Source organism: Candidatus Vondammii sp. HM_W22 (assembly GCF_022530855.2).
Classification (GTDB): Bacteria; Pseudomonadota; Gammaproteobacteria; order Chromatiales; family Chromatiaceae; genus Vondammii.
Genome location: NZ_CP099567.1, coordinates 3,157,258 through 3,179,249, shown reverse-complemented (window position 1 = coordinate 3,179,249; position 21,992 = coordinate 3,157,258). Strand labels below are relative to the sequence as shown.

General features: G+C 52.3%; 14 protein-coding genes, 2 tRNA genes and 3 rRNA genes. 16 read left to right on the top strand and 3 right to left on the bottom strand.

Annotated features, from left to right (window positions below; translation table 11 throughout):
- Positions 1 to 123 precede the first annotated feature (123 nt).
- The 5 genes from MN084_RS17995 (at position 124) to rrf (ending at position 5,323) form a co-directional block, all read left to right on the top strand.
- Positions 124 to 1,668: ribosomal RNA gene (locus MN084_RS17995) — 16S ribosomal RNA — on the top strand.
- Positions 1,669 to 1,733: 65 nt separating this feature from the next.
- A tRNA-Ile gene (locus MN084_RS17990) sits at positions 1,734 to 1,810 on the top strand.
- Between the two features lie 65 nt (positions 1,811 to 1,875).
- Positions 1,876 to 1,951 (top strand) — tRNA-Ala (locus MN084_RS17985).
- A 245-nt stretch (positions 1,952 to 2,196) separates the two neighbouring features.
- Positions 2,197 to 5,094 (top strand): 23S ribosomal RNA (locus MN084_RS17980).
- Between the two features lie 114 nt (positions 5,095 to 5,208).
- Positions 5,209 to 5,323 (top strand): 5S ribosomal RNA (gene rrf / locus MN084_RS17975).
- Together the 16S, 23S and 5S rRNA genes with 2 tRNA genes alongside form the textbook arrangement of a ribosomal RNA operon.
- A 964-nt stretch (positions 5,324 to 6,287) precedes the next feature.
- Here the strand turns inward: rrf and MN084_RS17970 are convergent.
- Entirely contained in the window at positions 6,288 to 6,521 is a 234-nt protein-coding gene (locus MN084_RS17970; protein ID WP_241085501.1) for a hypothetical protein, read from the bottom strand.
- A gap of 1,017 nt (positions 6,522 to 7,538) precedes the next feature.
- Here MN084_RS17970 and aceE point away from each other — a divergent pair.
- From aceE to MN084_RS17915, 11 genes are all read left to right on the top strand, one after another.
- Positions 7,539 to 10,187: a pyruvate dehydrogenase (acetyl-transferring), homodimeric type gene (gene aceE, locus MN084_RS17965; RefSeq protein ID WP_241085502.1), complete on the top strand. Its 2,649-nt coding sequence runs from the start codon at positions 7,539 to 7,541 to the stop codon at positions 10,185 to 10,187.
- Positions 10,188 to 10,235: 48 nt separating this feature from the next.
- Positions 10,236 to 11,555 (top strand): dihydrolipoyllysine-residue acetyltransferase, encoded by a 1,320-nt coding sequence (gene aceF / locus MN084_RS17960; RefSeq protein ID WP_241085503.1) that lies wholly within the window; start codon positions 10,236 to 10,238, stop codon positions 11,553 to 11,555.
- Positions 11,556 to 11,810: 255 nt separating this feature from the next.
- The gene (lpdA, locus tag MN084_RS17955) at positions 11,811 to 13,538 is read left to right on the top strand and encodes a dihydrolipoyl dehydrogenase (RefSeq protein ID WP_241085504.1); all 1,728 of its coding nucleotides are present in this window, start codon (positions 11,811 to 11,813) and stop codon (positions 13,536 to 13,538) included.
- Positions 13,539 to 13,682: 144 nt separating this feature from the next.
- On the top strand, positions 13,683 to 14,480 hold the full coding sequence (locus tag MN084_RS17950) for an alpha/beta fold hydrolase (RefSeq protein WP_241085505.1): 798 nt from the start codon (positions 13,683 to 13,685) through the stop codon (positions 14,478 to 14,480).
- Positions 14,481 to 14,686: 206 nt separating this feature from the next.
- Positions 14,687 to 14,827 (top strand): hypothetical protein, encoded by a 141-nt coding sequence (locus tag MN084_RS17945; protein WP_241085506.1) that lies wholly within the window; start codon positions 14,687 to 14,689, stop codon positions 14,825 to 14,827.
- Positions 14,828 to 15,090: 263 nt separating this feature from the next.
- Positions 15,091 to 15,297: a hypothetical protein gene (locus MN084_RS17940; protein WP_277400121.1), complete on the top strand. Its 207-nt coding sequence runs from the start codon at positions 15,091 to 15,093 to the stop codon at positions 15,295 to 15,297.
- Complete coding sequence (locus MN084_RS17935; protein WP_277400122.1) at positions 15,294 to 15,683, top strand: hypothetical protein; 390 nt, start codon at positions 15,294 to 15,296, stop codon at positions 15,681 to 15,683. The genes MN084_RS17940 and MN084_RS17935 overlap by 4 nt, the downstream gene beginning before the upstream one ends.
- 175 nt (positions 15,684 to 15,858) lie before the next feature.
- On the top strand, positions 15,859 to 16,140 hold the full coding sequence (locus MN084_RS17930) for an ATP-binding protein (protein WP_241085507.1): 282 nt from the start codon (positions 15,859 to 15,861) through the stop codon (positions 16,138 to 16,140).
- A 250-nt stretch (positions 16,141 to 16,390) separates the two neighbouring features.
- Positions 16,391 to 17,611 carry an argininosuccinate synthase gene (locus tag MN084_RS17925; protein ID WP_241085508.1) on the top strand — a complete coding sequence of 407 codons (1,221 nt, stop codon included), beginning with the start codon at positions 16,391 to 16,393 and terminating at the stop codon, positions 17,609 to 17,611.
- Positions 17,612 to 17,734: 123 nt separating this feature from the next.
- Positions 17,735 to 18,961, top strand: a complete 1,227-nt coding sequence (gene ispG, locus MN084_RS17920) for a flavodoxin-dependent (E)-4-hydroxy-3-methylbut-2-enyl-diphosphate synthase (RefSeq protein ID WP_241085509.1) — start codon at positions 17,735 to 17,737, stop codon at positions 18,959 to 18,961.
- Positions 18,962 to 19,331: 370 nt separating this feature from the next.
- Complete coding sequence (locus MN084_RS17915) at positions 19,332 to 19,826, top strand: GlcG/HbpS family heme-binding protein (protein WP_241085510.1); 495 nt, start codon at positions 19,332 to 19,334, stop codon at positions 19,824 to 19,826.
- 224 nt (positions 19,827 to 20,050) lie between these two features.
- On the opposite strand, the gene MN084_RS17910 is transcribed toward MN084_RS17915, so the two are convergent.
- Both MN084_RS17910 and MN084_RS17905 read right to left on the bottom strand, forming a co-directional pair.
- Entirely contained in the window at positions 20,051 to 21,403 is a 1,353-nt protein-coding gene (locus MN084_RS17910) for a patatin-like phospholipase family protein (RefSeq protein ID WP_241085511.1), read from the bottom strand.
- 244 nt (positions 21,404 to 21,647) lie between these two features.
- Positions 21,648 to 21,992: a NifB/NifX family molybdenum-iron cluster-binding protein gene (locus tag MN084_RS17905; protein ID WP_241085512.1), complete on the bottom strand. Its 345-nt coding sequence runs from the start codon at positions 21,990 to 21,992 to the stop codon at positions 21,648 to 21,650.

Sequence of the window (21,992 nt, the reverse complement as noted above, 5' to 3'; positions counted from 1 at the left end):
GCTCCGTTGGCGGCTTGAAAGGCCATTAATATCGACGAAGCATCTATCAATTCCAAAAAATTCGAATAGTGATTAGTCGAGCTGAGATTTGGTCTCATCTTACATAGAGACTGTTCAAACTTAAAAGTGAAGAGTTTGATCCTGGCTCAGATTGAACGCTGGCGGTATGCTTAACACATGCAAGTCGAACGGTAACAGAGGAGAGCTTGCTCTCCTGCTGACGAGTGGCGGACGGGTGAGTAACGCGTAGGAATCTGCCTAGTAGTGGGGGACAACCCGAGGAAACTCGGGCTAATACCGCATACGCCCTATGGGGGAAAGCAGGGGATCTTCGGACCTTGCGCTATTAGATGAGCCTGCGTCGGATTAGCTAGTTGGTGAGGTAATGGCTCACCAAGGCGACGATCCGTAGCTGGTCTGAGAGGACGATCAGCCACACTGGGACTGAGACACGGCCCAGACTCCTACGGGAGGCAGCAGTGGGGAATATTGGACAATGGGGGCAACCCTGATCCAGCAATACCGCGTGTGTGAAGAAGGCCTGCGGGTTGTAAAGCACTTTCAATTGTGAAGAAAAGCTTGGGATTAATACTCTCGGGTCTTGACGTTAACTTTAGAAGAAGCACCGGCTAACCCTGTGCCAGCAGCCGCGGTAATACAGGGGGTGCGAGCGTTAATCGGAATTACTGGGCGTAAAGCGTGCGTAGGCGGCTTGTTCAGTCAGGTGTGAAAGCCCCGGGCTCAACCTGGGAATTGCATTTGATACTAGCAGGCTAGAGTATGGTAGAGGGAAGTGGAATTCCGGGTGTAGCGGTGAAATGCGTAGATATCCGGAGGAACACCAGTGGCGAAGGCGGCTTCCTGGACCAATACTGACGCTGAGGTACGAAAGCGTGGGTAGCAAACAGGATTAGATACCCTGGTAGTCCACGCTGTAAACGATGTCAACTAGCCGTTGGGGGCTTTAATTGTCTTTAGTGGCGCAGCTAACGCAATAAGTTGACCGCCTGGGGAGTACGGCCGCAAGGTTAAAACTCAAAGGAATTGACGGGGGCCCGCACAAGCGGTGGAGCATGTGGTTTAATTCGATGCAACGCGAAGAACCTTACCAGCTCTTGACATCCTGCGAACTTTCTAGAGATAGAAAGGTGCCTTCGGGAACGCAGTGACAGGTGCTGCATGGCTGTCGTCAGCTCGTGTCGTGAGATGTTGGGTTAAGTCCCGTAACGAGCGCAACCCTTGTCCTTAGTTGCCAGCGCGTAATGGCGGGAACTCTAGGGAGACTGCCGGTGATAAACCGGAGGAAGGTGGGGATGACGTCAAGTCATCATGGCCCTTATGAGCTGGGCTACACACGTGCTACAATGGCCGGTACAGAGGGCTGCAACCTCGTGAGGGTGAGCGAATCTCATAAAGCCGGTCGTAGTCCGGATTGGAGTCTGCAACTCGACTCCATGAAGTCGGAATCGCTAGTAATCGCGAATCAGAATGTCGCGGTGAATACGTTCCCGGGCCTTGTACACACCGCCCGTCACACCATGGGAGTGGGTTGCAAAAGAAGTGGGTAGTCTAACCTTCGGGAGGACGCTCACCACTTTGTGATTCATGACTGGGGTGAAGTCGTAACAAGGTAGCCCTAGGGGAACCTGGGGCTGGATCACCTCCTTTAAAGAAAGCTGATTAAGCGCTTTCGGAGTACCCACACAAATTACCTAATCAGAAAGCACGGACATGGGTCTGTAGCTCAGTTGGTTAGAGCGCACCCCTGATAAGGGTGAGGTCGGTGGTTCAAATCCACCCAGACCCACCATTTGAGGTGAACTTTTTTCAGCTGTCTGAAGGTGATGGATGGGGAAGGAAAACTAAAGGCTTATCGGGGCCATAGCTCAGCTGGGAGAGCGCCTGCCTTGCACGCAGGAGGTCGGGAGTTCGATCCTCCCTGGCTCCACCATTTTTTGTCCATGAGTTCAAAGTGTTGAACCTAAAGGTTCAACACTTTGTATTTAACAAAGTGCTGCTCTTTAACAATATGGTTTAGATTGTAGATAGGTGAAGTCCTAATAGAAGCGCGATTTATCGTGTGACTGTGGACGAACTTATAGCATATTCAAATTCTCAATAAATGAATATGCGGGTATGTTGCATTCGAACAAAGTGACCAATACCAGCGTAACTCCAGAGTTTTTGGGGTTATATGGTCAAGTGAATAAGCGCATATGGTGGATGCCTAGGCGGTAAGAGGCGATGAAGGACGTTGTGGCTTGCGATAAGCTTCGGGGAGTCAGCAAACAGACTTTGATCCGGAGATTTCCGAATGGGGAAACCCACCCAGTGTAAGCTGGGTATTGTTAACTGAATACATAGGTTAGCGAGGCAAACCCGGAGAACTGAAACATCTAAGTACCCGGAGGAAAAGAAATCAACCGAGATTCCCTTAGTAGCGGCGAGCGAACGGGGATTAGCCCTTAAGCTGTTGATGAGTTAGTGGAACAATCTGGAAAGTTTGGCGATACAGGGTGATAGCCCCGTACACGAAAACGACTCAGCAGTGAAATTGAGTAGGGCGGGACACGTGATATCCTGTCTGAACATGGGGGGACCATCCTCCAAGGCTAAATACTCCTTACCGACCGATAGTGAACCAGTACCGTGAGGGAAAGGCGAAAAGAACCCCTTTTAGGGGAGTGAAATAGAACCTGAAACCGTATGCGTACAAGCAGTAGGAGCCCTTTCAGAGGGGTGACTGCGTACCTTTTGTATAATGGGTCAGCGACTTACTTCTCAGTGGCAAGCTTAACCGAATAGGGGAGGCGTAGGGAAACCGAGTCTTAATAGGGCGTCATAGTCGCTGGGAGTAGACCCGAAACCGGGCGATCTATCCATGGCCAGGGTGAAGGCGGGGTAACACCTGCTGGAGGCCCGAACCCACTTATGTTGAAAAATGAGGGGATGAGCTGTGGATCGGAGTGAAAGGCTAATCAAGCCCGGAGATAGCTGGTTCTCCTCGAAAGCTATTTAGGTAGCGCCTCATGTATCACTTGCGGGGGTAGAGCACTGTTACGGCTAGGGGGTCATCCCGACTTACCAACCCGTTGCAAACTCCGAATACCGCAAAGTGCAATCATGGGAGACAGACGGCGGGTGCTAACGTCCGTCGTCGAAAGGGAAACAACCCAGACCGCCAGCTAAGGTCCCCAAATCACAACTCAGTGGGAAACGATGTGGGAAGGCCCAGACAGCCAGGAGGTTGGCTTAGAAGCAGCCATCCTTTAAAGAAAGCGTAATAGCTCACTGGTCGAGTCGGCTTGCGCGGAAGATTTAACGGGGCTTAAGTTGTGTACCGAAGCTGCGGATGCGTGTTTACACGCATGGTAGAGGAGCGTTCTGTAAGCTGTTGAAGGTGTGTTGTAAAGCATGCTGGAGGTATCAGAAGTGCGAATGCTGACATGAGTAACGATAATGGGGGTGAGAGGCCCCCACGCCGAAAACCCAAGGTTTCCTGCGCAACGCTAATCGGCGCAGGGTTAGTCGGCCCCTAAGATGAGGCAGAGATGCGTAATCGATGGGAAGCAGGTCAATATTCCTGCACCTCTTAATTACTGCGATGGAGAGACGGAGAAGGCTATGTCATCCGGGCGTTGGTTGTCCCGGTTCAAGCGTGTAGGAAGTGTTCTTAGGTAAATCCGGGGACACAATTCTGAGGCGTGATGACGAAGCATCCTTAGGGATGTGAAGTGATTGATGCCATGCTTCCAGGAAAATCTTCTAAGCTTCAGGTAATAAGAGACCGTACCCCAAACCGACACAGGTGGGTGGGATGAAAATTCTAAGGCGCTTGAGAGAACTCTGGTGAAGGAACTAGGCAAAATGGTACCGTAACTTCGGGAGAAGGTACGCCCCTGGTATGTGAAGCGACTTGCTCGTGGAGCAGAAGGGGGTTGCAATAAAATGGTGGCTGCAACTGTTTACTAAAAACATAGCACTCTGCAAACTCGAAAGAGGACGTATAGGGTGTGACGCCTGCCCGGTGCCGGAAGGTTAATTGATGGGGTTAGTCTTCGGACGAAGCTCTTGATCGAAGCCCCGGTAAACGGCGGCCGTAACTATAACGGTCCTAAGGTAGCGAAATTCCTTGTCGGGTAAGTTCCGACCTGCACGAATGGCGTAATGATGGCCACACTGTCTCCACCAGAGACTCAGTGAAATTGAAATCGCTGTTAAGATGCAGTGTACCCGCGGCTAGACGGAAAGACCCCGTGCACCTTTACTACAGCTTCACACTGGACTTTGAACCTACCTGTGTAGGATAGGTGGGAGGCTTTGAAACCGGAACGCCAGTTTCGGTGGAGCCAGCCTTGAAATACCACCCTGGTATGTTCGGAGTTCTAACCTAGATCCGTTATCCGGATCAGGGACAGTGTGTGGTGGGTAGTTTGACTGGGGCGGTCTCCTCCCAAAGAGTAACGGAGGAGCACGAAGGTACCCTCAGCGCGGTCGGAAATCGCGCAATGAGTGCAATGGCATAAGGGTGCTTGACTGCGAGACAGACAAGTCGAGCAGGTACGAAAGTAGGTCATAGTGATCCGGTGGCTCTGTATGGAAGGGCCATCGCTCAACGGATAAAAGGTACGCCGGGGATAACAGGCTGATACCGCCCAAGAGTTCATATCGACGGCGGTGTTTGGCACCTCGATGTCGGCTCATCACATCCTGGGGCTGAAGTCGGTCCCAAGGGTATGGCTGTTCGCCATTTAAAGTGGTACGCGAGCTGGGTTTAGAACGTCGTGAGACAGTTCGGTCCCTATCTGCCGTGGGCGTTTGAGATTTGAGGGAAGCTGCTCCTAGTACGAGAGGACCGGAGTGGACGAACCCCTGGTGTTCCGGTTGTCACGCCAGTGGCATTGCCGGGTAGCTACGTTCGGACAGGATAACCGCTGAAAGCATCTAAGCGGGAAGCCCCTCCCAAGACTAGATCTCACTGACTCCTTGAGAGTCCTGAAGGGCCGTGGAAGACTACCACGTTGATAGGCTGGGTGTGGAAGCGCAGTAATGTGTGAAGCTAACCAGTACTAATTGCCCGTGAGGCTTGACCATATAACACCCAAACACTTTAGTGTTGGGTGTTGGTTAAGAACGCAACATAACTAAGGCCTTTTTACAATCTAAACCGAATGCTGTCTGTCGTGTGAACGGCAGACTAACAGTTTGCCTAGCGGCCATAGAGCACTGGTACCACCTGATCCATCTCGAACTCAGAAGTGAAACGGTGTATCGCCGATGATAGTGTGGGGTCTCCCCATGTGAAAGTAGGTCACTGCTAGGCTTTAGTCCAGAACCCTCGCATCCTTTACGGGTGCGGGGTTTTTTTGTCCGGGGGAATTAAGGGCCAATTGCATAAATTTGTTACAGTTGCAAACGTAAGTACACAACAAACAACGCGGCTGCTCGACTGTCCCCGACCTGATCTTGGTCGATGTTACCCGGAGGGATTTTATCCCGTCTCCACAGATAGTTGAGTTAAGAGAGCTTCTAAAAAAACTCCAAAACCAGCGATAAAGTAGTAACCAATGGCAAAGGAAGCGGGTACACTGTAACGACTATTATCAAAGATAATCAGGCAGGTGGATAAGACCCGCTTACTGTGTTCTATATATTCGTCAAAGGGCGCAGTAATCGACATCAGGCGAACCACTTCGTTCTGCCAGGGGTCGGCAATTGTGCTGTCTTTGTACTCAGGATGACGGATCTCTTGTCATGCGGAGAACCTAACAAGCCAAGTGGCCATAGAGGGGGCATTTCATTAGCACACCGCCGGGCACCCTGAAGGCTAGGTTGTGCGCATCAAAGATGCATCTCCTGGATTTTGGGGATAAGCACGCAGAAAGAAAGCACGGCGGCTACTGAGCTTGAACCGGGCAATCTGTCACTTGGTGCTTTTGCCACCCAGAACAACGTAGTCCTCGCTCCAATCAAACTGAAAAGCTTCTCCAGCAAAGGCCAATAGTACCTAGGTGCCGCTACTGGCGACACGTGAAGCTTTCCTGCTGTTGCGCCCGCCAATTTATAAGCTACAAGACAGTTGTTTTAGTGATAATCACTGTTTGCGTTTACGCCGTGCCTCCCGATGCAGCCAGCTGGCCAGATATTTACGGGCGGTATTACGGGAAAGTCCGGTTTTCTTGGCTATCTGCCGAATTAGTGATCTTATCGCAGTATCGCCGCCTCCTCATTACACTTAAAATGCTACGTCTATTACTTCCTTTGTTCCCTACTGGCCCTTCAGCAGGTCAGAGTTGCATGTGGGAATAGCTCCCCTCTTGAAGACCAACCGCGCAGAAGATCTTGAATGCGTGTTGAACCGGCTCAAGCCGGCTCACACAACCCTGTTTGTGTCCTACGAAGGAGCCTGGATCATGGACTGTATCCCACCCGTTGGAGACGCCGCCGATGACCCCTACATCGATGGTAACCCCGACATCGGCACCGGGGGCAGCATCCCGCCAGAAGCAGCCATCGAACACCTCGTGCGAGAGATCGTCAGCGCCATCACTGCCTTGGGCGGCACGGCGGATAGCGTGCGCTGGGATCGTTGCAGTCCGATCAGTTGATAAGTCATGATCACGCCATCTATCAGTGTACTAGCGCAGATACGGTGCAAGCCGGTTCCAACACTACACAGAACTCTGTGATGGCGACTAACGATAAACTAACCTCAGCTACGAGCGGGACCGGTTACCGCCTCACTCGACCCGCTGGGAACCAAACTGGCTGGGCAGACGATCTATATGCGCCCACCTGCTCACGCCACGGCTGATGTCCCTATCGGGGCTCGGCTGAGTGCGAGGTGGATGCCTACATTAACGGCACATAGACTCTCGTGCCCGATCATCGGGGTACCGTCTACTGGCTACCCGATGGCTCGCATCATGAGATCACTGATCTGGCCAGATTAGAAAGGCACCCCTCCTGATGGATTGGAAGGGGCGCTGGCATCCTTGCGGCGCAGAGTGATAGAGGTTTAATAAACGCCAAGGATTCAGAATTATCTGACACTGAAGTAAGAATACGATTATCAAGCCTCTGCGCTGGGGCTCTGGGATGGAGGTTTCTTCTAATTTAGTTGGAGGAATAAGGTGATGCCACCGCTTTTAAGCGTGCTTTAAGGGTTATTTTGGCATGATCGGCGTTCGCAATTCATGCGGCGCGCTACATTTTTTTGCTTATTTTTTCTCCGTGGTATCTCTCGCTAAATTCCTGTATATTGCTCTGCTCAATATAAAGTATTGAATTACTCAATAGTAGGCTTCTTTAGGATTGCTGGATTCTATAGGGAGTTCGCTGTTGGACTCGATCTCCGCAGTTGCTTGTGCTTGTATGTCACAACCCATTGATCTGTATGGTGATATGAAACTTATTGGCAGTCACAATAAGGACTACACTTAAAGCTATCTTGCACTCTGACCGGCATGATTACTGAGAGGATTCAGGTTGGAGTTAAGAAAAAATAAATTTAAATACGATATGAGAGAGTTTATTGAATGAGACCAGATATTGATCCTCAGGAGACTCAAGAGTGGCTTGATGCCCTCGAAGGTGTGCTGGAAAATGAAGGTGTTGACCGGGCCCACTACCTTATTGAGCACCTGATAGACAAGGCACGCCGCTCTGGTGCTTATCTGCCCTACAGCGCAAATACCGCATATCTGAACACCATACCGGTTACCCGGCAGGAGCGTTTTCCTGGGGACCGTTCTATGGAACGGCGCATTCGCTCGTTTATCCGCTGGAATGCCATGGCAATGGTGGTTCAGGCGAACCGTCTCTCCTCGGAGTTGGGAGGGCACATATCCAGTTTTGCGTCGGCAGCAACGCTGTTTGATGTGGGGTTCAATCATTTCTTCAGGGGACGTAATGAGTCACAGGATGGCGATCTGGTTTTTTTCCAGGGCCACTCTGCTCCGGGAATCTATGCTCGCGCTTATCTGGAAGGACGCATCAGTGAAGAGGAGCTTTACAGTTTTCGGCAGGAGGTCGATGGAGGCGGGCTCTCTTCTTATCCTCATCCCTGGCTGATGCCGGGATTCTGGCAGTTTCCGACGGTTTCCATGGGACTTGGGCCTTTGATGGCCATCTATCAGGCCCGGTTTATGCGCTATCTCAATGACCGGGGAATCGTGGGCACCGAAAACCGTAAGGTCTGGGCCTTTATGGGCGATGGCGAGATGGATGAGCCCGAGGCGCTGGGGGCTATCTCCCTGGCAGGCCGTGAGCGGTTGGATAACCTGGTGTTTGTGGTTAACTGCAATCTCCAGCGGCTGGATGGGCCAGTGCGCGGTAACGGCAAGATCATTCAGGAGCTTGAGGCTGTGTTCCGCGGTGCAGGATGGAATGTGATCAAAGTGGTCTGGGGCAGCTACTGGGATCCTCTTCTTGCGCGGGATAATAAGGGTATGTTGCTGAAACGGATGGAAGAGTGCGTGGATGGCGACTATCAGGCTTATAAAGCCAAAGGCGGTGACTACACCCGAAAGCACTTCTTCGGAAAATACCCGGAAGTGGAAGAGATGGCCGCCAACATGACCGATGAGGACATCTGGCGTCTCAATCGTGGTGGCCATGACCCGCATAAGGTTTATGCTGCCTATGCTTCGGCCGTCAAACATACCGGGCAGCCGACAGTAATACTTGCGAAGACGGTAAAAGGCTACGGCATGGGCGTGGCTGGCGAAGGACAGAATATAACCCACTCCCAGAAGAAGATGGGTGAGGTGGCACTGAAGGCGTTCCGCGACCGTTTCAATATCCCGATACCGGATGAGCAGATCAATGCCACGCCATTTTACAAGCCACCGGCAGACAGCCCAGAGCTGAAATATATGCAGGAGCGCAGGCAGGCGCTGGGTGGTTATCTTCCCGCGCGCTTCACCGATGCGCCAAAGCTGAAGGTGCCGGGGTTGGATTTCTTCAAGCCTCTGCTGGAGGGGAGTGGCGATAGAGAGATGTCTACCACCATGGCGTTTGTCCGCCTGCTTGCCACGCTGGTCAGAGATAAGGAACTGGGTAAGTACGTAGTGCCGATCATTCCTGATGAGGCGCGTACCTTTGGTATGGAGGGGATGTTCCGTCAGTTGGGTATCTATTCATCGGTAGGGCAGCTGTATACCCCGGTGGATTCTGATCAGGTGATGTATTACCGCGAGGATAAGAAAGGCCAGATTCTTCAGGAAGGGATCAACGAGGCGGGAGCCATGTCCTCCTGGATCGCGGCAGCCACCTCCTACAGTAACCACGGGATCAGCATGATCCCGTTCTATGTCTATTACTCGATGTTTGGTTTTCAGCGGATCGGTGATCTTGCCTGGGCTGCGGGTGATATGCAGGCTAGAGGGTTCCTGATAGGCGGTACTGCCGGCCGAACCACCCTGGCAGGCGAAGGATTGCAGCATCAGGATGGCCACAGCCATCTGCAGGCGGCGACCATCCCCAACTGCATCTCCTATGATCCCGCATTCGCTTATGAATTGACGGTGATTATTCAGGATGGCATGCGCCGGATGTACCAAGAGCAGGAGAATATCTTCTATTACATTACCGTGATGAATGAGAACTATCAGCAGCCAGCCATGCCGGAGGGTACCGAGGCGGGTATTCTCAAAGGGATGTATCTGCTCAAGGAGGGCAGGCGTAAGAAAAAGCGTGTTCAGCTCATGGGTAGCGGTACTATCCTGCGCGAAGTAATTGCGGCGGCTGAACTGCTGGATAAGGATTTCAATGTATCTGCGGATATCTGGAGTGTGACCAGTTTTAATCAGCTGCGCAGGGAAGGACTGGATGTTGAGCGTTGGAATATGCTGCATCCTGAGAAGAGGGCAAGAGTCTCCTATGTGGAGAGTCTTCTTGGTAAGCGCAAGGGGCCGGTGGTGGCCGCCACCGATTATATTCGCTCTTACGCTGATCAGATTCGTCAGTTTATTCCCGGTTCATTCAAGGTTTTGGGTACTGATGGCTATGGCCGCAGTGACCAGCGCAGCCAGTTGCGAAAATTCTTCGAGATCAATCGCTATTACATCGTACTGGCGACCTTGAGGGCACTGGCTGATGAGGGAGAGATCGATGTTTCTGAAGTCAGTAAAGCGATCAAGAAATACCGGATTGATCCTGAAAAACCCAATCCCCTGACTGTCTGATGCTGTATTCCATAGAGATTAAAAATTTGAAAATGCTGGAGGCCCGGAGTGGGTACTGAAAAGAGAGTCCTGGTTCCGGATATTGGTGATTTTTCCGGGGTGGATGTGGTTGAAGTCCTGGTGGCTGTGGGAGACCGTGTCGAAGTCGATACATCCCTGATTACCCTTGAAAGCGATAAGGCGACAATGGAAATCCCTTCCCCTTATGGAGGCGAGGTGAAATCGGTCGCGATCAAGGTTGGGGATACTATTGGTGAAGGTGACCTGTTGCTGGTGGTGGATGCAGAAGAGGGTGCCGATGCCGAGGAGGCCCATTCCAAAAATGCGCCACCTCCTCCCGCTGCGGAAGAGGTTGAGACGGCGCAGGCACCTGCGCCAAGTGAGAAGATTGAGCACCGGCTGCCGGGAGAAAAGCAGGTGAAACAACCGCCTGTCCTGGTCCGGCCCTCAGATGCACCTGGGGCAAAAGCCCATGCCAGTCCTTCAGTACGCCGGTTTGCCCGGGAGTTGGGTGTGGACCTGTTGCAGGTGAAAGGAAACGGTCCCAAGGGGCGTGTATCCCGAGATGATGTACAGAACTTCATAAAGAAGGCGTTGAGTGGCGGAACCGGTCAGATATCAACCGGTCCTCTACAGTTACCGGCTATCCCCAGCGTTAATTATTCTGCTTTTGGCGAGGTAGAGGAGAGACCCCTCAGCCGGATCAAGAAGATCAGTGGCGCCCATCTGAGTGCCTGTTGGCTGAATATTCCTCACGTCACCCAGTTTGATGAGGCGGATATAACAGAGCTGGAAGCGTTCAGGCAGGAGCAGAAAGGGGTAGCTGCCAAGCAGGATGTCAAGCTGACCTTCATGCCCTTTCTGATGAAGGCCTGTGTCGGTGCATTGCAGCAGATACCTGACTTTAACAGCTCGTTGAGCCAGGATGGCGAGAGCCTAGTCTACAAAAAATACTTCCATATTGGCGTGGCGGTGGATACCCCCAATGGCTTAATGGTGCCGGTGATCCGGGATGTGGATAAAAAGGGCATCTATGATCTGGCCAGAGAGTTGGTCGGTGTCAGCGGTCGTGCCCGGGACGGCAAACTGATGCCATCCGATCTTCAGGGAGGCTGTTTTTCAATCTCCAGTCTGGGGGGGATCGGCGGCACGGCATTCACCCCCATCGTCAATGCGCCGGAGGTGGCCATTCTTGGTGTCTCACGCTCATCCATGAAACCCGTGTGGGATGGTAATGCGTTCCAGCCCCGCCTTACGTTGCCACTCTCACTCTCTTATGACCACCGGGTAATCGATGGTGCGCAGGCTGCCCGGTTTACCGTGTTGCTTGCCGGATTGCTGTCAGATATTCGCCGTTTGCTGTTGTAGTCTCTAACTTATAAAAAAATAGTGATATTCAGGTGGATATCTAATGGATTTATAAGTTGATTTTATTGATCAATAGGCTAATCTTTTGGGTCGGCAACTAGAGTTACTAAATGGACTAAACTCTGGAGCAGTACTTATGTAGGCTGAAATTACTGTCACCCTGGCGCAGACCGGAATGACGGGTGACATTCGAATAGAGATTTCGGCTTAAATAAAATGCTTTGGACCAGGTCCCTTCAAAGTTAAGGAAAGAAAATGAGCAATAGTGTTGAAGTCACCCTTCCTGATATTGGTGATTTCGAGTCAGTGGATGTCATCGAAGTATTGGTCTCCGTCGGCGATAAGCTGCAGGTGGAGGATCCGTTGATTACCCTGGAGAGTGATAAGGCGACCATGAGCATTCCCTCCCCCCACGCGGGTGTGGTGAAGGAGGTCAAGGTCAAGGTTGGCGATAAAATAGCACAGGATGGCACTATTCTGATGATGATTCTGGCAGAGGGTGAATCTATGGGTGTGAAGAATGAGCCCTGTGTGGCACCGGTCTCCAGTGCAGTGAAAGGAACGGCCGATATGCATGCTGAAGTGGTGGTGCTTGGCGCTGGCCCCGGTGGTTACACGGCGGCATTTCGTGCGGCTGATCTGGGCTTGAAAACGGTACTGATTGAACGCCATGCAAGCCTGGGCGGTGTCTGCCTCAATGTTGGTTGCATCCCTTCAAAGGCGTTACTGCATGCGGCGGATGTTATCAACGAGGCAGCAGAGATGGAGCATATGGGTATCAGCTTCGGCAAGCCCAAGGTGGACCTGGATAAGCTGCGCACTGGCAAGGATAAAGTGGTCAATCGCCTGACTCAGGGTCTGGCGGCTCTGGCCAAACAACGAAAAATTCAGGTGATTCATGGCTGGGCCAAATTTGAATCTCCGAATCGCATCGGTGTCGAGACCGTAGATGGGCACAAATTCATTGAGTTTGATAACGCCATTATCTCTTGTGGCTCACGTCCGGTGGAGATTCCCGGTTTTCCCAATGATGATCCGCGGCTGATCAACTCTACCGGCGCCCTGGCACTGGAAGATGTGCCAAAGAAAATGTTGGTGGTGGGCGGTGGCATTATTGGACTTGAGATGGGTACGGTCTACAGTACTTTGGGCAGTCAGATCGATGTGGTTGAGCTTCAATCCAATCTGATCCCGGGTTGTGACCCTGACCTCGTGCGCCCGCTGCAGAAGCGGCTGAAAACCAAATTCAACAACATCATGCTGCAGACCAAAGTGACAGAAATAAAGGTGCAGAAAGGCGGGCTCAAGGTGTTCCTTGAGGGTGAAAATGCCCCTGAGAAGCCTGAGATTTACGACAAGGTTCTGGTGGCGGTGGGGCGTCTGCCCAACGGCAAACTGGTCGGAGCGGAACATGCTGGCGTGGATGTCGATGAGCGTGGTTTCATCCCGGTTGATCAGCATATGCAGACCAACGTGCCGAATATCTACGCTATCGGCGATGTTGTGGGTAACCCTATGCTGGCCCACAAGGCGACCCATGAAGCAAAAGTGGCCGCCGAGGTGATTGCAGGTCAGCATGCGCTGTTTGATCCGCTGACTATCCCCTTCGTGGCTTACACCGATCCGGAAGTGGCCTGGATGGGTCTTACCGAGACAGAGGCCAAGGCTCAGGGTATCGAGTATGAGAAGGGTGCATTTCCTTGGGTTGCCTCAGGCCGTGCATTGGGTATTGGACGCGAAGAGGGTATGACAAAGCTGTTGTTCGACCCTGAAACCAAGCGTATTCTGGGTGCCGGTATCGTTGGTGTGAATGCCGGTGAGCTGATCGGTGAAACTGTGCTGGCACTGGAGATGGGTGCTGATGTCGAGGATATCGGCCTGACTATTCATCCGCATCCAACGCTGAATGAGACCATCTGTTTCGCGGCTGAAATGGCCGAAGGCACCATTACCGACCTGATGCCGCCAAGGAAGAGAAAGTAATTACTTTCAGTCAAAATTTTTTTACAGAGAGACGCAGAGTACGCAGAGGCTTTTCTTGTTTTTTAACCTGTAATCATTGCGACCTCTGCGTCCATCTTCGCTGCTTTCCGACAGGCGGCAGGCTGGACGCCAAGTAACCGATTTATGGTGAGCGTGGGGTTATTTTACCGGGAGTACGGGCGCTATAACGAGCGCAATCCAACACTGATTCTGCTCCATGGCCTGCTGGGCTCTTCGGCCAACTGGCATGGCATTGCGCGGAAGCTGGAAGCCAATCATCATCTGATTGTTCCCGATCTTCGTAACCATGGAAGATCCTCTCATTCAGAGGATGTGGGTTATCCGTCATTGGCCTGGGATGTGGCGGATTTGATAGATGAGCATGGCCTGGATTCCGTTGTGCTGATTGGTCACAGTATGGGTGGGAAAGTGGCCATGTGGCTTGCTCTGGAACAGCCGGAAAAAGTGGCCAAGCTGGTCGTTGTGGATATTGCACCGGTGGCTTACCCAAATCGCTTTGATACCATTTACGCAGGCTTGTTGGCAATTGATCTCAACAACCTGAAGCAGCGAGAAGAGGCCGATGCCGCTCTGGCCGGCTACCTGGATGGTGTGTCGTTACGCCAGTATCTGTTGCAAAACCTACAGCAGCGGAACGGGGAGTGGTCATGGCGGGTTAACCTGGATGCCCTTCTGAGTGGCATGGAGCGGATTCTCAGTTTTCCTGAAACCTCCCCAGGGGCTCAATATTTGGGGGCGACACTCTTTATCCATGGCAATGAATCGGATTATGTACTGGCTGAGCACAGCCAGTCGATCAGCCGATATTTTCCCTATATGCGCCTGCGCACGGTCCCGGGTGCAGGCCATTGGGTCTATGCTGAACAACCGGATGCATTTATTACCGCTCTAACCGGTTTCCTTGGTGGCAAGCCTCAGTAATTTTTCCCGATTAAGTGATATCGGACTCCACTTCTGTCTGCAACGAAATCCTGGCGCGCTCCTCTGTGCCTAGTTCTGGGTAGGTTGTCCCACTTTTTTCTGCAAAATGGGATAATCCATGGGTAATTGATAATGGAGCGGGTGCCATGACGATGATGAAAGCAGAAACATTAATCGGAAGGATTACACAGGGTCATGAGAGTGCCATGACTGCAGTGTTGGACCAGAGAGAGACAGAAGGCTTTCCGTTAATCAACGCGGGTGGGGTGAATATTGCCGTTGGCCAGATTGGCACCTATGTCATGGTTAAACAGCGTGGCTTTGAGGTGGCCATGGTTACCGGCTGAGTTCTGGAAGATGATGCGTGCTCAACACCTCCCCGCGGTCTACTGACGCTGATCCCCCTGGGTGAGCTGGGTAAGGAAAGGACCGAGGCTTTCACCGTGGTGTTATTCATTATCCAACACCGGGCGCAGAGGCGCATGTTTATCTAGCCGGATGAAGTTGATGTGCCGTTCAGAAAGTTCCATGGGGTCTGAGCTGGGATATCTGCCGCCGATGACAAGTATGGGCGTCTGTTCTCAATTCCACCACACTGTTTGGTCGCCATATGGCGATACTGGGACAGTTAGGCACCGGTAAATCAGGTATGTTGCAGCGCACGGTGAAAACCATGCCTCATGCCTATGTGGTCTTGCTTGAGCTGCATGGTGAATATGTTTGGCGGGATAGCGATGGGTCGCCCAATCCGCATTCAATGAGGGTGACTATCACTGCATTGACGCAAGGGAGTCGGATATTCCCTACTGGCTGTTGACCTATGGCGAGCTGGTGGATCTGCTGATTGACCGGAGCGATGAAAAAGCCTCCACACAGATGGCTTTTTTACGGGAAGTTCTACTGGTGCTGCGCCGCAAAGCCAATAAGGGGATGGAGAATGCCAACCTCTCTATTGATTCCCCGGTCTATTTTTCTCTCTCCGAGCTGTTTCAGCAGTTCAGGCGGGCCAATGAACAGGTGACTGATTTCGGCAAGGTCAAGGGGCTGCTCTATGGCCAGTTTGATGACTCCCTGATCAAGATGCAGAGTCGCTTCAATGATGTCCGCTACGATTTTCTGTTTAAACCAAAAAAGCGCAAGTCATCCGATTCCTTGGTTGATCTGTTGCGGGAGTTTGTTGGCCTGAAAGAGCCTCGGCGGTAGATCATGGTAATCGACCTCAGTGCCGTGCCTTTTGATGTCAGACCGACGGTAACAGCCCAGATAGGGCGACTGGCCTTTGAGTTCAACTACTGGAACCCCAATAACCGGGAGTTTCCGATTCTGTTGGTGTGCGAGGAGGCTCACGCCTATATCCCACGTGCAGAGGGTACACAGCATGAAGGAACCCGGCGCTCCATGGAGCGTATCGCTAAAAGAGGGTCGAAAATACGGTGTCGGCCTGGCGGTGGTCAGCCAGCGTCCCCATGAGTTGCCTGAAACCGTGCTTGCCCAATGCGGCAGTTTTATCTGTTTCCGAGTCACCAACCCCGACGATCAGAAGTACATTCGTGATCTCTGGTACCCGATGCAGAGGCCAATCTGTTCAATATGCTCGTGTGGTGAGGTGATGGCATTGGGTGAAGCAGTACCACTGCCAACCCGTTTCCAGTTTCACTAACCGGAGCCTTAGTCCAACAGCACTGATATAAATTTTCATGGCGAGTGGCTCAGGGATCTGGATGTGGAGGCGATTGTCAATCGCTGATGGCGTCAGAGGCGTTAGTTTTGTTGCCCGGTTTCACCCTTGAATACGCTCTCTACCTACCTATTTTATGGTTTTCTGGAGGATGTTGATTACGTTATAATTGCCCTTCTGTCTAAAACAAAATGGTCGCCTATGGCGGCCGTAAATAATCGGAGCAAATTCCATGTCAGAGTCTGGCGTAAAGAAGGTCGTACTGGCTTATTCCGGTGGACTGGATACTTCTATTATCCTCAAATGGTTGGAGGGTGAGTATGGCTGCGAGGTGGTTACTTTTACCGCCGATGTGGGTCAGGGTGAAGAGGTAGAGCCAGCGCGGGTCAAAGCTGAGGCGGCTGGGATCAAAGAGATCTATATTGAAGATCTGCGCGAGGAGTTTGTTGGCGATTATGTCTACCCGATGTTTCGTGCCAACGCGGTCTATGAGGGAGAGTATCTGCTGGGCACCTCGATAGCACGCCCACTGATTGCGAAGCGCCTAGTGGAGATCGCTGCTGAAACCGGCGCTAGCGCCATTTCCCATGGCGCTACAGGGAAAGGCAATGATCAGGTGCGGTTTGAGTTGGGTGCTTACGCCCTGATGCCGGATGTGAAGATCATTGCTCCCTGGCGTGAGTGGGGTCTGCTCTCCCGTGAGAAACTGATGGCTTATGCGGAAGAGCATGGCATTGCGGTGGAGATGAAGCGTGATGGTAAAAAGTCACCCTATTCGATGGATGCCAACCTGTTGCATATTTCCTATGAAGGCTATGATTTGGAAAACCCCTGGACCGAGCCGGGTGAAGATATGTGGCGTTGGACTGTCTCGCCGGAACAAGCACCAGATGAGCCGACCTATATTGAACTCACTTATGAAAAGGGCGATATCGTTGCTATCGCCGGCGAGGCGATGACGCCTGCCACCGTGCTGGAAACGCTGAATAAAATTGGCGGAGATAATGGTATCGGCCGTGACGATATCGTGGAGAACCGTTATGTCGGAATGAAGTCCCGGGGTTGTTATGAGACCCCGGGCGGCACCATCATGTTGAAAGCGCATCGGGCCATGGAGTCTTTAACCCTTGATCGGGAAGCGGCTCACCTGAAAGATGAGCTGATGCCCCGCTATGCAGGGCTGGTCTATAATGGTTACTGGTGGAGTCCGGAGCGTGAAATGCTCCAGGCGGCAATCGATCACTCTCAGGAAGCTGTCAATGGTATAGTGAGACTGAAACTCTACAAAGGCGGCATCATGGTTGTGGGCCGTAAATCAGAGAGCAACAGCCTGTTTGACAAGTCGATAGCGACCTTCGAAGATGACGCAGGTGCCTATGACCAGAAAGATGCCAGTGGTTTCATCAAGCTCAATGCGTTACGTCTGCGGGTTGCGGCGAAATGCAAAAGCTAGGAGTCGGGTTTAACCGTTTGAAGCGAAAAGTTGATCGGCATCCACGGATTTGCAGCCAAACAGTGTTGAATCCGACAGATTCCTAGGCTGCATTAGGTAGGCTGGTAACAGAGCGCGCGTCTTATGTCTGAATATTCGGTAGCAAGATACTCCACCATCCCCGTGAGGGTTGGTAACCTGATTGTCGGTGGCGGTGCGCCCGTGGCCGTCCAATCGATGACCAATACCGATACCGCCGATATAAGAGCCACGGTAGACCAAGTACTTGCCCTCGGCCGAGCCGGGTCGGAGCTGGTGCGTCTGACGGTGAACACCGAGGCGGCGGCCAGGGCCGTCCCAGTGATACGTGACGGATTAGAAAAGGCCGGCTGTAAGATCCCCCTGATCGGCGATTTTCACTTCAACGGCCATAAGCTCCTGCAAAAATACCCTGAATGCGGCCAGGCGCTGGAGAAGTACCGGATCAACCCGGGTAATGTCGGGCGGGGTGTAAAGCGTGACGAGAAATTTGCCCTGATGATCGAGATGGCCTGTCGCTACGATAAAGCTGTCCGTATCGGCGTTAATTGGGGCAGTATGGATCAGGAGCTGGTGGCACGCCTGATGGATGAGAACTCACGCCGGGAGCAGCCTCTCGACAGCGATGAGGTGATCCGGGAGATTATGGTGGTCTCTGCCCTGGATAATGCCCGGCGCGCTGAAGCGCTTGGTTTGGGCCGGGATCGGATCGTCCTCTCATGCAAAATGAGCGGCGTGCAAGATCTGATCGGCGTCTATCGGGAGCTGGCCGGCCGCTGTGATTATGCCCTGCATCTGGGTCTTACTGAAGCGGGTGTGGGGTCGAAAGGTATCGTGGCATCCACGGCGGCACTGGCGGTGCTGCTGCAAGAGGATATAGGCGATACCATCCGCATCTCGCTGACCCCGGAGCCGGGGGGTGCCCGCACTCAAGAAGTGGTGGTAGCCCAGGAGATTCTGCAGTCCATGGGGCTGCGGTCGTTCACTCCGATGGTAGTAGCTTGTCCTGGCTGTGGACGTACCAACAGTACCTTCTTCCAACAGCTGGCGATGGACATCCAGTCTCATCTGCGGGAGCAGATGCCTCTATGGAAAGATCAGTACCCAGGTGTGGAGGCGATGACCGTTGCGATAATGGGTTGTGTCGTCAACGGCCCTGGTGAGAGCAAGCATGCCAATATTGGCATCAGCCTCCCCGGCACGGGAGAGACTCCGGTTGCCCCTGTATATGAAGACGGCGTGAAGACCGTGACACTGAAAGGAGAGGGTATCGCCCGGGAGTTTCAACAGATTGTGCAGCAGTATGTAATCGATCACTACCTGTATGGCTGAACATAGTCCAGAGTAGTTGTTCAGAATTCAGTCAATATAATCCACCGGAGCAGGTTTTTTGCTGCAAAGAGAGCGAATCGTCTTTTAACAATACATGATCTCTTTGTATTTCCATCCGCGTATGTTTGAGCGGATAGTTTTTTAGCCACCACAACACTTAAGGAACCTCTGATCAATTCATGAATCGGTGTCTGATGGCTGAAATCTCCCGGCTCTGTGTTGAAAATCTTGGTAATAGCCAGCTATTACCACAATTTTCGCCTTGATCCGGAAGATTTCAACTCGTCATCCGTCCGATCCAGAATTAATCAGAGGCTCCTTAATAAATGATGTGGCTGTTTGTTTCCAAGTTCCCACAGGAGGAACCAATATGATTAAGCAAGTCGTGGCCCTGGCCGTTTTATGTGCAATGCCATTCACCTTAATGGCAGACGAAGATGCTCCAATGATGTTGATGGTTCAACGTCTGACCATGGAGTCAGCCCTGACCATTGCCCAGGGGGCGGTCGAAGCCTGCCGAAAAGAGGGGATTCAGATTGGCGTAACCGTTGTGGATCGCAATGGTACCGTGCAGGTGACATTGCGCGATACGCTTGCTCCTACTATCACGCTGATGATCAGTCGTCAGAAAGCCTATACGGCTGCTAATTTCAACGCCAAGACGTCAGGTCTTGGTGCTCAGGCCAAAACGCCTATCGGTCGGGTGCAGGGTTTGCTGATGTCCGATGGCGGTGTGCCGATACAGGCAGGCGGAAATCTCCTGGGTGGCGTGGGTGTCAGCGGTGCCCCATCAGGAAAAATAGATGAAGCCTGCGCCCAGGCTGGTCTGGTCAAGATAATGGATGATCTCGAGATGTCGCTGTAATTTCTCTATAACACCGTACAAACATTGATGAGAGGGTTTGTGCCGAGTGCTGGCGACAGGGATGCCGCTTTCAAGCGTACGCAGTGTAAGGTTATACCCATGTGTCGCATAAGGCAGTATGCCGGAAGCGGCCAGGGATCTATTCACAGCGTCTCTTGGAAGTAGTAGTGCTATGCTCTTTATCGCACGCAACCTTATTGAGAACTTACAAATAAATTTTGCTGTTATCTGTTTTCGTGGATATTTTTCAATAACCGCTGGTACTCAGGGTGATTCTGTAGCAACTGATGGCCGGTACTGATCAGCTCATTTGCAATACCCGGTGGCAGGGAAAAGTCGGTTGGGACCGAGGTGAGGCGTTTTCTTGTCCTAGGATTGGCGATATCTTCGAGATGCAACTGAATAAAATAGAACTTCGGGGCTACGCAGTTTCTGTTGTTTTTGCAGCGCGCTTGCTTTACCTCGTTGGTCCATTCAGGCAGATTGCTGCGCATATATTCCACGGTCTCAAAATTGTAATTGGCCAGGGGCGCCGTGGTTGCCGCATCCAGTATGGCGGAGAGTGGCGGTGATGTGTCTGACTGTTCCCATTCCGAAGGGGGCAGGGCCGAGGCATCGACGATGATCAGCACGATATGCTTGGCATCCTGCTGGTTGAAGCGATTGAGGGTGCTCCAGAGACCATCTTCCACCAGAATTCGGTCCATGATCGCGCGCAGTCCCAGGTTGTCGGCGAGGCCACCATCCAGCAGGTGGATGTAGGGGTGTGCCGCCTGATCAAGATAGATATTGAGTTGTGAGGCTGCACGGTAGAGCCGGTTGTTTTTTCCCTTGGCCTGAAGTCCTTGGTTGAGCCATTCCGGCGGCGTATAGTTGCAGCTTCCTGCGCGGTTGACCAGGGTGATTGGGGAAAAAATGATAGGTACGGCACTGGATGCTGCCACCGCTCGGGATACCGGGAAACCACCGACATCGGAGCAGATCAGTGCAAACTGTTCCGCGGTAAAATCGAATCGACTCCCCTTGAACAGATCGGTGGCATTGACCTGAACAAAGGGCCCGTTGTTGTCCACCAGTTCGCGCAGTGGAGCGGTACCGAAGAGCCGCTGACGAAAATACTCATCCAGAATGTCGCCTGAGCCAAAAGTGTCCGAGCTACGCCGGGAGAGTGTCTCCGGTGAGATCAGCATGTTCCTCAATTCTCTGGTGACATCTCTCTCGAGAAACTCATGTTTGAAATTCCTGAACAGCTGATTGCCATAGAGGCCAAAATAGGCCGCTGTAATACTGCCGCCGGAGACGGCGGAGATCATATCGATCTCGGATAGCAATGTATCCTGCTGTCCTTTACCTGGACCGTATGGCGTATTGGCCAGCTCTTCCAGTACGCCATAGGAGAGGGCTGAAGCTCGGCTGCCACCACCGGAAAAGGTCAGCGCCAATAGAATCTGCCCGTTGTTTTTTGCTGCCAGATTGGGAATGGTACGTGGGCCATCAAATCGGGCCAGTGGTGGATTGACCGGGTAATGGGCATTGCTGGCACAACCCGTGAGCAGAAGGAAGAGGAGTGCCAGCAAAGTGAGTAAGCGAGGCACCATAAGGGGAGATCGCGTGGTGTATTTAACGGGAAGGATACTTTAAATCGACCTGGATTGCATCTGCTGAGACCATCTGAAGAGAGTTAATTGCGGGCTCTGTGAGTTGGGTAGATTTGCACACCGGATTTTAGCGCCAGGGCGGCTTCAATTCTGAAGCACGGATAAAAAATGAGAACACAGAGCGATTCGGCGCTATGCATCTTTTGCCGACGCATGCGAACGCTCAATGGTCATGCGGTTCCGGTGGTGGCAGTGCCTCTCCGGCAATGAGAGTCTGAATGGCATCGAGGGGATCTTTCTCTGCAGTGGCTATTACCTGGACTCCCATTGAGCCCATACGACGGAGAAAGCCCTCTCCGCACCCACCGGTAATGAGAATATCCACAGCAGTGATTGGATGAGGCTTCGCAGAGCGGTAGGAGTGCATCGCCATCTCTTTTGGCAGATCGAGGCGGTCTATCTCTTTCACTGAATTGGCATCAGTTACTTCATAGATCAGGAAACGCCGGGTTTTTCCCGCATGGCCGGTAATGGTGCGGAAGTTCTGACTAGTAATGCCGATTTTCAT